The organism is Pedobacter aquatilis, assembly GCF_032678425.1.
Taxonomy (GTDB): Bacteria; Bacteroidota; Bacteroidia; order Sphingobacteriales; family Sphingobacteriaceae; genus Pedobacter; species Pedobacter aquatilis_B.
This window is the reverse complement of the sequence record NZ_JAVTSG010000005.1, coordinates 239,708-252,846: the sequence shown is the minus strand read 5'-3', so window position 1 is coordinate 252,846 and position 13,139 is coordinate 239,708. Positions and strand designations below refer to the sequence as shown.

Sequence of the window (13,139 nt, the reverse complement as noted above, 5' to 3'; positions counted from 1 at the left end):
TTACAGTCCAAATAAACTTTTTAGAAAGGCACTGATTAAGGAAAGAAAAATGCAGGAGAAAAACCAGGCCATAACCTGGGCATCGATATGGGATTTTCCCATCTGCCAGTTTGAATAAACGCGAAGGCCTCCAATGATACCCGCTATAGCGCCAATGACCAGAATAAGATCTGAAAGGCTATAATACCATCCTTTGACCTGAGCGCCTGCTGCATAAAACTCAGCAATTCCGGGCTGGGAAAAGCCGTAAACGGGTAAGCTCAAAGCAAAAATTACAATGCATCTCTTGAGCATATTAATAAGGAATGGCTTTTGTAAATTCAAATGCATTTGCTTTAGCCAGGCCAATCATCTCTTTCATGGAAACGCCGCCTGATGCTTGGATTGGGCCTGAAGAAAAGCCTGGGATAGCGACACTTTCTCCGTTTGAGATATTTGCTGGATTATCTGATTCTGCTTCTGATGCCTTATCTTCGGACGGGAGGATTAACTCTGGCGGGATGTGCTCTGTAAAATATAGAGCCTCATCTCCTAGGGCTTTTTCTTCCGCTGTGGGAGTGCAGAGTAAATCATAAATAATGTTCATGGTGTAATACACCAAATAAAAAGCAGCTATAGCTACCAGAAATTCTCTCCAAGTCATATTTTCTTATTTTTTATTTCTTCTTTTATATACTCGACCACCCATGGATTATCTTCGATGTAGGCTCTCAATGAAAATACAATAAGCCTGGTCATCTCTATTCCGCTGACCATTTTGAAAGCCCGAATGATGTCCAGCGTTGACTGGTCTAACCTGATCATTATCTTTTGTTCTCCAGTAATCTCACAAGCCCGGATGGTATTTAATTTTTTCTCTATTTTACTGCTAATGGGCGTTTTGGCCTCCGCGCCGATTTTAGCTATTTTTTGAGGACTAGCACCTTCCCTTTCTTTAATGTTCTGGCGCAGCTCATCTGCCAGGGATTTGATGCTATCCATCTGCTGCTGGGTTAATATATTCCTTATAAACGCGTTCCAAAACTCTCTCGACTAATGGCCGGAGTATTAGGGGCGTTTGAATTGTACTTACCCTTTGGAAGTCAATTCGATCTGGAATCTCTGGAAAGACTACTCCAAGATTTTCCAAAGCTTTATCTACTTGAGCGCGGGTCTCATACCTTACTGTTGTCTTTATCCGGTTAGGCAGGAATATAATTTTAGCACAGCAATTTATCCGGGCACATACCATGGCAAAAATCAGCGAAGAATCAACTGAAAATTCATCATAATTAAACGGGCAGATAATAAGATCGCCTGATAGGATTACCGGGATTAAGGCATCATCATCCATCTTGCCTGGTAAATCGATTATGACCAATTGGTTATGGTATCGCTCTAAGGTTTTAAGCATTTCGGGATAACTAGCGAGCTCCCCATGTATCACCTCATACGGTGCAGGATTTTCCAGCAGCTTTGCTTTCTCGGATTTTACTGATATCGAGGCCTGGTAATCTAAATCTAATACCAGCACTTCTTTTCTTTTTTCAATGGCCAGGTAATTGGCGAGCAGCAAAGTGAGTGTGGATTTACCAGCACCGCCTTTCTGATTTCCGATAAGTATTCTCATAATTTTTACCTTCTGTTTTTATCCATACCTTTTTGTTTCTTTCTCTTCTGGCCATAAACCTGTTCATCATCAACATCGCTTGCGATATCGATATCCATCCGAAGGGTGCCTGTCCAATCAAGCTCTTCACTCTCTTCAGAATTGGTGAGCGAAGGGAATATTCCTGACGCTAAAATTTCTTTCAACCGTTCTGCAGTTTTGGAGGCTGCTGATATTGATTCTATTTGGCTGATTTCTATTCCGGTTACGAGCTGATTAAGCTTCATAATTTCTGAACCTTTGTACACCTGTTTTTTTGCTTCATCAATTAATGTATATCCATAAGGAGGTCTTGAGCCAGAAAAATGGAATATGAATTTTAAACCAAACTTCTCTCCCAGCATGTCGGTAAGCGCAGAGTGGTACCCGGTAAGCTTTCCGTTGACCGCGCCGGGTAGCTTTTCATGGACTGGATTAAGCTCCCTGTTAAATGTTTCTTTGTATTTCTCGATTATAGACTTGATTTGTAATTGCCTTTTTTTATCAATTATTCTATTTTCAGCATGTATTAGGAGCTTTTCCTTTGATATTTCAAACTGCAAGAGGCCATATTTAGAAAATCTGATGTGTTCATTCTTTTCTGCCGTGGAATAACCTTTAAGCTCTAAAAGCAGCCTAGCCTGGGCGATGGTAGAAAAGCCGTAATCAAAAATCTTGTTCCTATCTTTTATGGCAACATCTTGGTCTTTTACCTTTTCGATGGATTTTAACACTTCATATGCCCTGATGCGCTCGAAAGAATCTTTAATTTTTCTTCCATCTATGTCAACGCGGGTACTAACCATATGGATATGGTTATTGGCTGTATCGGAATGAAATATCAGTAGGTAAGGCTGCCTTGCATAGCCCATGCCCTCGAGCCATTTCTCGGCCATTTCGGTAAGTTCTACTTTATCCATACTCCTTCCCTTGCAAGAAAGTGCTGCATGGAACTGGGGCAATTTAATTCTGGTATTTTTAGATGAATAGGCTTTCAGGTAATTGATATAATCTGCTGGCTTTGGATTTGACAGGCCTTGCACTAAACTAAAATTTACGGCTTTGATAAGCTCGCCTTTTTTCTTTTCTATTTTGTTGTAGTTATAACTAACCCCTTTGAAGCTAGCTGCATTCCGAAGGATTTTAACTATCATTTAGCTTAATTTTTGACGGTCTTCAGCAAGCCGCGCAAGGCCTTCTCTAATTCAACCCTTAGCCTATAATGTTTGGTAAGCAGCTTTATGAAGTATTCATGATCGAAGCTTTTTATCTCACCCCTTTTGAATAAGACATTCGTATGCCTGGATAACTGGTTGATATTATTTCCACTTCTGCCGAGCTCAGCCCCTATTTTATTCAAGGAATCCAGTAACTCAGAGGAGTCAATAAGCAATTGTTTAGACTGAGAAAAAAGCCTGAACCTGATTAAATCCGACCGGTTCATCCCAAGTTTATCCTCGATTTTTTGCAGCTCAATAAGCTCATCTCCTGTAAGTTTTGCTTTAATAATATGCACTCTTTTTTCTTCTCCTAAACCTGGTCTACCTTGTTTTTTCATTAGCTTAGCGTTTTGGCTTATCTAGATATCCGGACTCATAAGAAGGTTTATAGCATTGTTTAAAGCTGCTTTCTGGAACAGCAATTATGCGCTTTGCATCCTGCAAGTTGTGTTTTTGGGTACCCCAAAAACATTCAACTTGCCAAACCTGGCGGCCTTTGATAGCCTGCCTGTTTGGATGAAAAAATCGTCGCAACTAGATTTTTTTCTTTCGGTGGAAATTTGGCTTATCTAGATAGTTAGATATCGGAATATGTAGATATCCCGCATGACCTGACTTAAAGCTTAAATTAATTATGGCAAGAAATTTCTAGAATAATTATTTTCTTTGGGGATAAACAAATTGCCCCTGCACTAGTCTAAATAGCTAGCTATTTGGATATATAGCTATCTAAATAGTTGAATAGATGAATATCTATCATGATAGCTATTAAACTATCTAAAGGCGGTTTAAATTAAATCCACCCCCCGTTATTTTTTTTATGCTGCTCATGAGCATTTCATTGTAATTATTGTAACCTCTATATTCTAAGGAACAGTCTTTTGCGCTGGGGTAAATTCCGGTAACTTTAAGGCTAGCCTCTTTTCCACTCACATCATTAGAAAAATAAATTTCTATTTCTGCGTAAGCTTTACACCGCTTGATAGCGGCACCTAGCAGAGATAAACTGTTTAAAACAATAATATCAGCAGGCTCGTCTTCATGATAAAATCTCCAGGTCAAATAATCAAAATAGTCTTCGAATAATAGTAATCTTGAGCTATTTGATGCAATAAATGTTAGCCCCCTGGTGCCCAGGCAGCCTTTAAAATACTTATTTCTAATCTCCCAGCCTCCATTTTCATTTTGCCATCCAGCGGCATAAAAACTCTTATTTGATTGAGCCAATCCTGCTACCTGGTAGTGTATTTCCTTTAAGCATTCATCTGCAACAGTCCATACACCCCGGCATAGTAGAAAGCTAAATATTGATGGGTTCCGCGTAATCTCTTTAATCTCCCGTATAACATATCTCCTATTCAAGACGGGTAATTTTTTCCGGTGTCTGGATTTGACTTTTTTTAGCGTAATATCAGCCATTGTCTCTTTTATTTTTTGAATTGCAATCTCCAGGGAAACCGGATACCAATAGGCTAAAGCTATATCTATTATTGTCCCTCCCCTTATCCCGGAGGCATTGCGCCCGCCCCGGTCAAACCAGACTTCAAGTTCTTCATTGACTACCAAAGAATCTGTATGCTCATTCCTGAAAATACTTTTGAAATAATGTTCTTTGCCTATCTGTTTAACTGGTTTATGACCTAAATTTTTCAAAAAGCTTAGGATAGATATCTGGTCTTTAATTTCTCTTATAGTATTTTCAATATTCATAGTTAGCCAGATTAGAACCTCTATAAAACAGAAAAGGGGCAATTGCCCCTTTCTATAGATTGACCTGCCAAAATGCTTATGCAGGTAATCTTTATAATTTCCGGAAATACTCAAGTAAGATCCTACGATCCTGGCGCTTTGGCCTGCCCATGCGTTTTCACCTTTTTGACGTTATCTCAAGGCTTCGCATAATTTCCACCTCTCGATGGATAATAATTCTTTCCTGTATGTCAAAGACCTTTAGCGATTTGCTACAGGTCAAAATTCCATAGATGCAGAAATCTTATTTCACAAAGTGAAACCATTGTGAGCGTTTTTTAGGAAAAGCATGCTCTGAGTATGGCAAGAATGAATATTGGCTGTGATTTGGGATATAGGAAGCTGAAATACTTGAAAGCTATCTTTGAGCATGATTCAAGGACTGAAATATTTAAATATCATCCCAAAAAAATTAGCTCGACAACCGTTTTAATGTATTAAATGTCAAGATTAAATTTTGAGCACCAAAACCCTTAAAAACCGCAAGGCTCGGTGCATTTCTTGATGCATCGAGCCTTGAAACTCAAAATCTCCTATTCTGGAAGGATGAGCTGAGATAAAGATAAGGTTTCTTTGATATCCTATCAACAATATTGCTGATATCCGAAAATATTATTTCACCTTCTGGCCACTTCCATACCGGCTATTATTATCAATAAACTCTTCCACCGCATCTCTTAAGGATTCAATATAATTGGCCTTTCGAGTGAGTTTTCGCCTAGAGATGTCGATAAACTTTCTATTATAATCATCTAAGCTAATGTTTAACGATTGCTCGAGCCAGGCCACTATATCACAAAGGTCCGCTTTCCCGTCATTTATACTGCCACTTAAATACAGGGCATATACCAACTCAACCAAATGGACTTTGGAGTCTGTCCACTGTAATATCTTAACCTCAGAAGCGCGGATAAGTGGCGCTTGCAATTCAATATCAATAGATTTTAATTTTCGAAGGATAACTGCCCGCAGGTTTTCAAAAGCAATAAACTTTGAAAATGCATAATCTTCTCTTGTAGAAAACTCCCTATCTGCAATTCCGGTAGCCAAATCAAATATGCTGTTAAAAGCTCTGGTAAAGTATTTTAAATCCATAGACGTCTCTCCCCTTTTGAAATATCCATACAGAAAAGACTGCTGCTCAAAATGGCGATGGATATATTCTAGCTCTTTCTGGTAATAATCCCTTTGGACTTTTAAGGTATCCTGGGGTAATGCGTTTATGATATTATGTTCTTCATTGTAATATATAGACAGGGAATAAAATTTTGGTTTAAGCTCTTTGAAGAATAGGATTTCTTCTTCTTCGGACTCAAATCCTTTTTCCAAAATATGGGATTTTATTTGGCCTAAAGCTTCTGCAACTGCTGAAAGTATTTCTGCCAGTATACTTTGGCTGGATTTTGTACTTGGTGATTTAACGATTTCAATCTTTTTCTCCAATTTTCTGTAGAGGTCATTTATATAACTTAGCTTCATCTTCTCTAAATTTAAAGCATAAAAAAACCGGGCCCCGAAGGGCTCCGGTAACCAAACAAACATCTTTCAACTCTTTGCAGCGCTCCAGGCCCAATCCAGTATCTGACCGATAGTTCTGATAAAATCATTACGGTCTTCTTCCCTTTTGATATCCACTCCGCAAACCACACTTTTATTTTTATCTGAATGCAGTATGATGTAATAGCTGCCGCCGAGGATAATAGCCATCAGGCACTGGAAATTAATGCCCGTCCCTTTAAATATCGGGTCTGTCAAGGCCATAAGTTTTGCTCCAGCTTCTTCTCTTTGGTCTGAGATTTCTTTCAAAACTTTATTCTCTTCTGAAATCTGCCAACGTATGATACTCTGCATCTCCTCATCCCTGCCAAAAATCTCAAAGTTTTCCTGCATCATGGATATAAACAAATCTTTAAGCTCTAAAGAACCAAGGTTTGGTTGATTGAAATTTTCAAAGAGCTTAGACCAATAATCTTTGTCCTTAATAAAGTCTTTGACTAGACCATTAACCCCATCGAAATGATGCGAGAGTAATCTTTTATCCTTTTCAATCTCTTTAGCTATTTTATTGTTCTTAATATAGGGGAAGCCTTTGGTTCTAAGCATTCTCGATACTGCATCTTTGAAATCTTCTTTGGTTTTAAGCTTATTTCTTTTTGAAGGTTCCTTCATCTAATGTTTATGTTTTTCGTTTAGGTAGATGTATCTTATTTATTTAGCGGTATCTCTTTCTTCGAGATCACCCACTCCCATGCATTAAGTACTTTGTTTAGCTGACTATGGTCATGGCTGGCCATTACGCTCATTCTAATCCTTGCATCTTTTTTGGATACTGCCGGGTAATTGATTTGATTTGTGTAAACCCCAGCTTCAAGTAGCATTGAGCATATCTCTGAGTTAAGCACATGGTTTCCAATCTTAACTGGTATTATAGCAGATTCTGTTGGCCCAATCTCTAGTCCTAGGGAACTTAGTCCTGTTTTTAGGTAATCGATATTGTCCCATAACTTATCCATCCATTGCGGCTCTTCATCGATAAGCTCTATGGCTTTGCTGATGCAGGCTGATGCCGGTGATGCTGTAGCTGAGAAGATATGCTGGCGGGACTGGAATTTAAGGTAATGCACGAGCTCTGGGCTTGCGACCAGGTATCCACCAACATGGGCGAAGGTCTTCGAAAATGTACCGGTAATGATATCCACTTCCTTATACAGGTCGTGCATTTCTATCACCCCTCTTCCTGTCTTACCCACCACTCCTGTTCCATGAGCATCATCGACCATTAAATAGGCGCCATACATTTTACAGAGTACATTGATTTCTTTCAAGGGTGCTAAATCACCATCCTGGGAATAAACGCCGTCGATAACGACCATTCGTGTTCTGTATTTGTCTTTTGATGATTTAAGTACATGTTCCAGGGCTTCTAAGTTGTTATGTGGGAATGTTTTAACGTTTGTAAGCTGGCAACCTTCATAAACGCTGGTATGTACTGCCATATCTAAAATAGCCAAGTCTTCTTTTTTGAGCATGCACTGAAGCGATGCGCTATTAGCGGTATATCCTGTGGTAAAGGTTATGGCTGCATCGCGTTTAAAAAAGCTTGCGATCTTCTGCTCCAGGTTTTCATGGTAGGAGAAATGTCCTCCGATGGCTGGTGATGCGCCAGCGCCTGATCCATATTTCTCGATACTCGCCAATGCTGCCTGTTTAACTTTTGGATGCTGGGTAAATCCTAGATAGTCGTTTGATACCAGGGAGACAAAGCTCTTGTGTTTATTGCCCAATAAATCCATTTCCATCTCTGGTCCGCATCCGCTTAGGGCTTTGAAGCGGTAGTTGAGCTGTCCGCGTTGTCTTTTAAATCTTGAGTAGTTGTCAAATAGTTTGGCCCTTTCGAAAGGATCCATGCCGGCGATGTTTTCAAATTCTTTGAATGTCGCGGTCTCGAAATTAATCTCCATAGTTTGTTTTTATTTATTTGAAGCAAAGCTATGGCAGATATATTTCACAAGTGGGGAATTAGCTGGGGGCTAAAATTGGACAGGCTTGTTTCAGGTTGTTGACATTTGTCAAAAACATTACTGAATTGTATTTAGAGACTGCTTTTACCTAAAAGCAAGTAGCTGGTGTATTCTCGGTGTATATTGCGAACTTTTGTTTCTCTAGGCCAAAGATTTGTATATTTGCATCGACCAATATTAAAATATGGCATAAAAAAGAAATTTAAATACATATAAAGTACCTGTAGTGGTAGCTATTTAACTTGTCACCTGAAATCGCTAAATCAAAAATGACAAATGAGATAAATATGCTAACCGCTCCTCGCAATAGCGTGTGGGCGTTAGTTTATCTTGTTTGTCGGGCTTTAGCGAGCCTCAGGTGACGGATGGCTAATTGCCCCGCGCTATTTTTGCATGATTGAAACCTTCAGTAACGGGGCGCTGAACAAATGAAAACTAATATGCCCTGTAATATCCAATCAACCACAAATTTTATCATCTGCGAAGAAGAAAGCTTTTCTTTAGAATTTAAATCGCTTTGTAACGGGCTTATGCTCATCACCACCTCTCAACTTTTAGCCCTAAACGGCAGGCAAATCCTAAACCTTGAAGGATTTAACCACCGAATGCTTTATGAATACGTAAACTTTATGACCGATAGGGGCATGGGGAAATATGTCAGACCGTAATTCTCGGTCTGACGATAAATTTCTTGTTGTCAAGAAATATAGGTGTTATTTCTTATAGGAACTGTAGGGTATGAGCTCGTTTCTAAATCTTTTGATAATTGCGAGCATAGGTTTCATCAGTTGTAAACTATTTCAATTAAATAATTTAAAAGGGCCTGTGCAATCCTGCAACTAGGCCCCTTCATTTTCATTATAACGGTACCAAAAACTCAAGTTTAATTAAGCTCGTTATGAGCCAACGTCATAGGCAGTAATTATTTCAAGAAACTCATCTGCACGATACTCTTTGTCGGTAATCTAATTATTAGCTCTCCGTCTTTCTTCTTGAAGTCTGTAAACGTTATCAATTTAACAGCCTCTGCTTTACCGAATTCATTCATTGAAGTGAAACTGTTACCAGTAAGTAATTTGGCACTGACCTTGGATTCTCCAACTGGTACTGCAATTTCAATGGAATGTTCTGGATCAGCATTTACAAGGGTAATATTCAATATACCCTCTTTTAATGATGCGGAGGCATTCACCGCATCCATGGATTTCCCATTAAATGCATATTTCGGACTTGAAATTTTCAATGGCACTAGTTTGGCATCCTGATGTACCTTCATCAGGTTGAATACATAATATGTAGGGGTCTTTAACGTCTTATCCCCCTCGGTCAAGATCACCGAGTGGAGCACATTAACTGTCTGTGCGAGATTGGCCATCCTCACTCTATCCGAATTATTATTGAACACATTCAACATGGTGGCCGCACAAAGTGCATCACGCAGGGCCCCGTATTGAAACACGTTGCCATGTTTCGCCATCGCCAATGAGTCCTTCACTCTCACACCCCATTCACCTATCACCAGTGCAACTTTTTTATCGGGATCATATACATCCATGATATTGGTGTGCTGTTTGATTAATGAATCCATACCGAGGCTCTGCGATATGGCACTAAAATACTCCTGTTCATCAAAATCCGAGGAAGATTTGGCATACTTGCCGCTAGCATCCATTGGAAAAACATAGTGGTGGAACGATAATCCCCAGACCTCATTTAGGGGCAGCCTTATCATCATCGCTTTCGTCCATTTCACATTATCACGCCCGGGACCAACAGCAATTAATTTCAGCTTCTTTCCACCTACCATATTCCTAGAGGCCTTAGCGTATTCTACAAACTTTGACACATAGCCCAGTGAATCAGTATATGCCCAACTCTGGTTTCCTATATGCCAATAAGCAGTTCGCCCTTTAAGGTATCTTAGCCATTCCACCATCTCTTTAGTAGTTCCGGTCTGTACGTTAGCCACAATGATTGGCTCGGATCCAACTTTCTTGCAGAATTCTAGATACTCTTCGGTTCCGAAACGGTTACTCTCAAATACATTGCCCCAATGCTTATTGACGCGTATTGGACGCGACGAAATATTACCAATTCCATCCCTCCAGTGATAGTCTTCTGCAAACCTGCCACCAGGCCAGCGTATATTGGCTGGAGTAATCTTTGATAGAGCATCTACAACATCTTTCCTTGCCCCTTCTCTGCCATAAAAGCCATCATATACCCCTCGACCGATGTGCTCTGTGAAAAATCCATAGATATGCCGATTGATTACAGGTGCATCAGCATCAGCAAAAATTTCTATTTTGGCGGTCTGAGCAAAAGCTCCCAGCCCTAGCGCACAAAGAAAAGTGCTTAATATACTTCTCATATCAATCCTTCAATCGTTTAAGTTTTTCGCTCAATGGAATCTTTGAATATTCGTCGATCAATTTCTGTTCTACATCACTGACTAAGGGACTCTTACCAGGGGTTCGTCCAAGTGTGCCGAGTTCAAGCCCGGTCTTTTTTCCTCTATCTTTGAATGGGATGCCGTCAAGCATCCATAAGGGTGCGGGAGCACCTTTTAGGTAATGATCAAAAAACTGAGTAACTCTAGTTGTGAAATCAAGCTTAGTTTCTTCATTACCACCCTGATTTAAAATGTGCCCAGTTCCCTCATATTGTAACAGCCACGCTGGCTTACCCAAACGATACAATCCAGAGAACATTTCTAACCCTTGAGAAAAAGGAACTGCATTATCTTTATCATTATGCATCATAAGGACCGGGGTAGTCACCTTATCCAGGTTGAAAATCGCCGAATTCTCGATAAACTGCTCAGGTCTGTCCCATAGTGTGGTCCCGATACCACCTTGCGACCACTCCACAGTCTGAGAACCAGATTCGCTTCCCAATCCTCCCGATGGATTATTATATCTAGCTATAACATCAGTGATTGCTGCGCTTACTAAAGCGGCTTTATAGCGCGTTGTATGGGTAACAAAATACGCGGATTCGAAACCTCCGAAAGAATGTCCTGCGATGCCAATATGTTTTTTGTCAATGTAAGGCCTTGTACAAAGTTCGTCCGTACCTGATTCAAGTGCTTCCAGAGCGCTCTTCCCTGCCTCACCAAGCCTAAACTTCATATCGGGCAGAAAAACTAGGTATCCCCTACTCACCAGCCATGGAATGTCAATATCAGCAAAAATGTATCCCGGCTTATGGAATTCGTGTAAAAGATCGGATTTCATCTCATAGAAGTTGATAATCATAGGATACTTTTTGTTGGCGTCAAAATCTTCCGGTTTATACAAAATCCCTTGAAGAGGAAAACCGTTTTCTGATTTCCAGTTGATCAATTCTGAAGTCATCCAGTTATAATTTTTCTCTGGGCATACATCACTGATCTGCTGTTCAATTTTTCCATCAGTAATAAACCAGTTCACAGATTTATTTGCATAAGATTTCGCATATAGCAGCACATTCGCATTACTTGCCTTTACAGGATGAATAGGCCCTGTCGCCATCGAAATCATTGCATGATCATAAACAATCATTTCAGGTGTCATTGACTTTTCCAAGGATAACGCAAAAAAACCATCTTCTTTAGTTAAAGAATTAAAACCTCTGAATAAAATCTTATCGCCCCATTTAATAATCTTTCCGGTTAATCCTTCAAGGGTAATTCGAAACACAATATTATTTTTTCTTCCATAGTGATTGGTTAAGCAGATCGGAGCATTTTTTCCGGAAGGATCCAGTTTCCAGAAGTCATAGCCATCACTAATAACATAACGGCTCCTATCATTAGCCGTGATCGTAGAAATACCAGATACTGGATCAGGGTCATGGAAGTTAATGTCATGTGAAGGACGGGAATTATAGGTATCAACGCCTGCTTTAGATCTAAACCCTAAAAGGCCTTGAGTAAGGTTAATTGTTTTCCGGTTACGAACATCATAGCTGTAATAGTTCCCTACAGTATAGTTGAAGTAAACCAAATATCTACTATTTGACGAGATCATATAAAACTCTTTATGAGCTGTAGAATCTAAATTACTGAGCTCGATCTTCTTACCGTCACTAAAAACTAGGTGACTATAGTAGTGTATCCGTTCTCTGAAGGGGTTAGTGGAAATGTTTTCGATGTTACGCTTATCATAAACTAACCAGCCTACCCCACTAATATCTTTACAGCCAAACCTTTCATCTTCAACCTGCACAATTTCACCACTTTTGCGTAGCATGAATGCTTGATAGATTTTTGGCTTTTCGACATAGCTTTTCTCCTGCTGTGCCTGAAAATTTCGGTCGGTGTAACTCCATAGAGTCAGTTTCACTTTGCTACCACTTTGTTTCTGCGATTCTGAAATAAGATCTTTAGAAACCCTAGATAGCGTTAGATTCAATGCGCCGGATGGTAGGATTCCATTCACCGCATTTATTTTTAACCCCTTAGTTGCCTGAAGTGTTCTGTCGTCACCTGTCTTTATAAGGTTTCCACTTTTATCACTTATCCACACAGAATTTATTCCCTGAGCATTCGTTTTTAATAATAAATCTTCGTCTCTTCGGATTGCGTTAGCCACTTGTCTACGGATCCCGGTTTTTAAGTCTAGAATAACCGTCTCGTTTGTTCCATTCGCTGAAATTTCCCGCAATCTTACCTCATAAGTGTTACCAAATTGTCGTTCTACACTGCCGGTCAACAACGTAAGGTACTTTATTGAAAATGTTCTAAGGTCTAGAACAAATAGGGAGTCTTGTTTTTTGAACAGAAAATATTCATCCCCCACGAACATGCAAGGTTGGTAAATAGAACCATTCATTGATTTCACTTGATCATTCTTAATTGACTTTGTGATAAGCTCAGATTGAAATTTTGAGCGGACAACATAGGATACATATTTACCTCTAGCGCTGATAAAAACCTCATCTTTTGAGACCTCTGGCCAAATTTTAATTGCTTGCACATCAATGATTGGCTTTCTTTGTGCAAATGAAACAGAACAATTTAGAAGAATGAATGCCATAAAA

Annotated in this window: 13 protein-coding genes; 1 reads left to right on the top strand and 12 read right to left on the bottom strand. The window is 39.6% G+C overall.

What is annotated here, in order from left to right; all coding sequences use genetic code 11:
* The 10 genes from R2Q16_RS16175 to R2Q16_RS16130 form a co-directional block, all read right to left on the bottom strand.
* Entirely contained in the window at positions 1-330 is a 330-nt protein-coding gene (locus R2Q16_RS16175) for a DUF4134 family protein (protein WP_410478164.1), read from the bottom strand.
* On the bottom strand, positions 296-643 hold the full coding sequence (locus R2Q16_RS16170; protein ID WP_316738456.1) for a hypothetical protein: 348 nt from the start codon (positions 641-643) through the stop codon (positions 296-298). The genes R2Q16_RS16175 and R2Q16_RS16170 overlap by 35 nt, the downstream gene beginning before the upstream one ends.
* Entirely contained in the window at positions 640-981 is a 342-nt protein-coding gene (locus tag R2Q16_RS16165) for a hypothetical protein (protein WP_316738455.1), read from the bottom strand. The genes R2Q16_RS16170 and R2Q16_RS16165 overlap by 4 nt, the downstream gene beginning before the upstream one ends.
* The gene (locus R2Q16_RS16160) at positions 974-1,609 is read right to left on the bottom strand and encodes a ParA family protein (protein ID WP_316738453.1); all 636 of its coding nucleotides are present in this window, start codon (positions 1,607-1,609) and stop codon (positions 974-976) included. The genes R2Q16_RS16165 and R2Q16_RS16160 overlap by 8 nt, the downstream gene beginning before the upstream one ends.
* Before the next feature lie 5 nt (positions 1,610-1,614).
* Positions 1,615-2,781, bottom strand: coding sequence for a relaxase/mobilization nuclease domain-containing protein (locus R2Q16_RS16155; protein ID WP_316738451.1), 1,167 nt, complete (start codon positions 2,779-2,781; stop codon positions 1,615-1,617).
* A 5-nt stretch (positions 2,782-2,786) separates the two neighbouring features.
* Positions 2,787-3,185 carry a hypothetical protein gene (locus R2Q16_RS16150; protein ID WP_316738450.1) on the bottom strand — a complete coding sequence of 133 codons (399 nt, stop codon included), beginning with the start codon at positions 3,183-3,185 and terminating at the stop codon, positions 2,787-2,789.
* A 439-nt stretch (positions 3,186-3,624) separates the two neighbouring features.
* Positions 3,625-4,557, bottom strand: coding sequence for a hypothetical protein (locus R2Q16_RS16145; RefSeq protein WP_316738447.1), 933 nt, complete (start codon positions 4,555-4,557; stop codon positions 3,625-3,627).
* A gap of 651 nt (positions 4,558-5,208) precedes the next feature.
* Positions 5,209-6,075, bottom strand: a complete 867-nt coding sequence (locus R2Q16_RS16140) for an RteC domain-containing protein (RefSeq protein WP_316738446.1) — start codon at positions 6,073-6,075, stop codon at positions 5,209-5,211.
* A 66-nt stretch (positions 6,076-6,141) separates the two neighbouring features.
* Entirely contained in the window at positions 6,142-6,765 is a 624-nt protein-coding gene (locus tag R2Q16_RS16135; RefSeq protein ID WP_316738445.1) for a TetR/AcrR family transcriptional regulator, read from the bottom strand.
* A 35-nt stretch (positions 6,766-6,800) separates the two neighbouring features.
* Positions 6,801-8,057: an aminotransferase class I/II-fold pyridoxal phosphate-dependent enzyme gene (locus R2Q16_RS16130; protein WP_316738444.1), complete on the bottom strand. Its 1,257-nt coding sequence runs from the start codon at positions 8,055-8,057 to the stop codon at positions 6,801-6,803.
* A 500-nt stretch (positions 8,058-8,557) separates the two neighbouring features.
* Here R2Q16_RS16130 and R2Q16_RS16125 point away from each other — a divergent pair, with 500 nt between their 5' ends.
* Entirely contained in the window at positions 8,558-8,785 is a 228-nt protein-coding gene (locus R2Q16_RS16125; RefSeq protein ID WP_316738443.1) for a hypothetical protein, read from the top strand.
* A 254-nt stretch (positions 8,786-9,039) separates the two neighbouring features.
* Here the strand turns inward: R2Q16_RS16125 and R2Q16_RS16120 are convergent, their stop codons facing one another.
* Both R2Q16_RS16120 and R2Q16_RS16115 read right to left on the bottom strand, forming a co-directional pair.
* Entirely contained in the window at positions 9,040-10,488 is a 1,449-nt protein-coding gene (locus R2Q16_RS16120; protein ID WP_316738442.1) for an alpha-N-arabinofuranosidase, read from the bottom strand.
* A gap of 1 nt (position 10,489) precedes the next feature.
* Positions 10,490-13,135 (bottom strand): alpha/beta hydrolase family protein, encoded by a 2,646-nt coding sequence (locus R2Q16_RS16115; RefSeq protein ID WP_316738441.1) that lies wholly within the window; start codon positions 13,133-13,135, stop codon positions 10,490-10,492.
* Positions 13,136-13,139: the final 4 nt, after the last annotated feature.

Bases quoted from the DNA above. Each gene is read 5' to 3' on its own strand.
- R2Q16_RS16175 (WP_410478164.1), bottom strand. From the start codon at position 330: ATGCATTTGAATTTACAAAAGCCATTCCTTATTAATATGCTCAAGAGA.
- R2Q16_RS16170 (WP_316738456.1), bottom strand. From the start codon at position 643: ATGACTTGGAGAGAATTTCTGGTAGCTATAGCTGCTTTTTATTTGGTG.
- R2Q16_RS16165 (WP_316738455.1), bottom strand. From the start codon at position 981: ATGGATAGCATCAAATCCCTGGCAGATGAGCTGCGCCAGAACATTAAA.
- R2Q16_RS16160 (WP_316738453.1), bottom strand. From the start codon at position 1,609: ATGAGAATACTTATCGGAAATCAGAAAGGCGGTGCTGGTAAATCCACA.
- R2Q16_RS16155 (WP_316738451.1), bottom strand. From the start codon at position 2,781: ATGATAGTTAAAATCCTTCGGAATGCAGCTAGCTTCAAAGGGGTTAGT.
- R2Q16_RS16150 (WP_316738450.1), bottom strand. From the start codon at position 3,185: ATGAAAAAACAAGGTAGACCAGGTTTAGGAGAAGAAAAAAGAGTGCAT.
- R2Q16_RS16145 (WP_316738447.1), bottom strand. From the start codon at position 4,557: ATGAATATTGAAAATACTATAAGAGAAATTAAAGACCAGATATCTATC.
- R2Q16_RS16140 (WP_316738446.1), bottom strand. From the start codon at position 6,075: ATGAAGCTAAGTTATATAAATGACCTCTACAGAAAATTGGAGAAAAAG.
- R2Q16_RS16135 (WP_316738445.1), bottom strand. From the start codon at position 6,765: ATGAAGGAACCTTCAAAAAGAAATAAGCTTAAAACCAAAGAAGATTTC.
- R2Q16_RS16130 (WP_316738444.1), bottom strand. From the start codon at position 8,057: ATGGAGATTAATTTCGAGACCGCGACATTCAAAGAATTTGAAAACATC.
- R2Q16_RS16125 (WP_316738443.1), top strand. From the start codon at position 8,558: ATGCCCTGTAATATCCAATCAACCACAAATTTTATCATCTGCGAAGAA.
- R2Q16_RS16120 (WP_316738442.1), bottom strand. From the start codon at position 10,488: ATGAGAAGTATATTAAGCACTTTTCTTTGTGCGCTAGGGCTGGGAGCT.
- R2Q16_RS16115 (WP_316738441.1), bottom strand. From the start codon at position 13,135: ATGGCATTCATTCTTCTAAATTGTTCTGTTTCATTTGCACAAAGAAAG.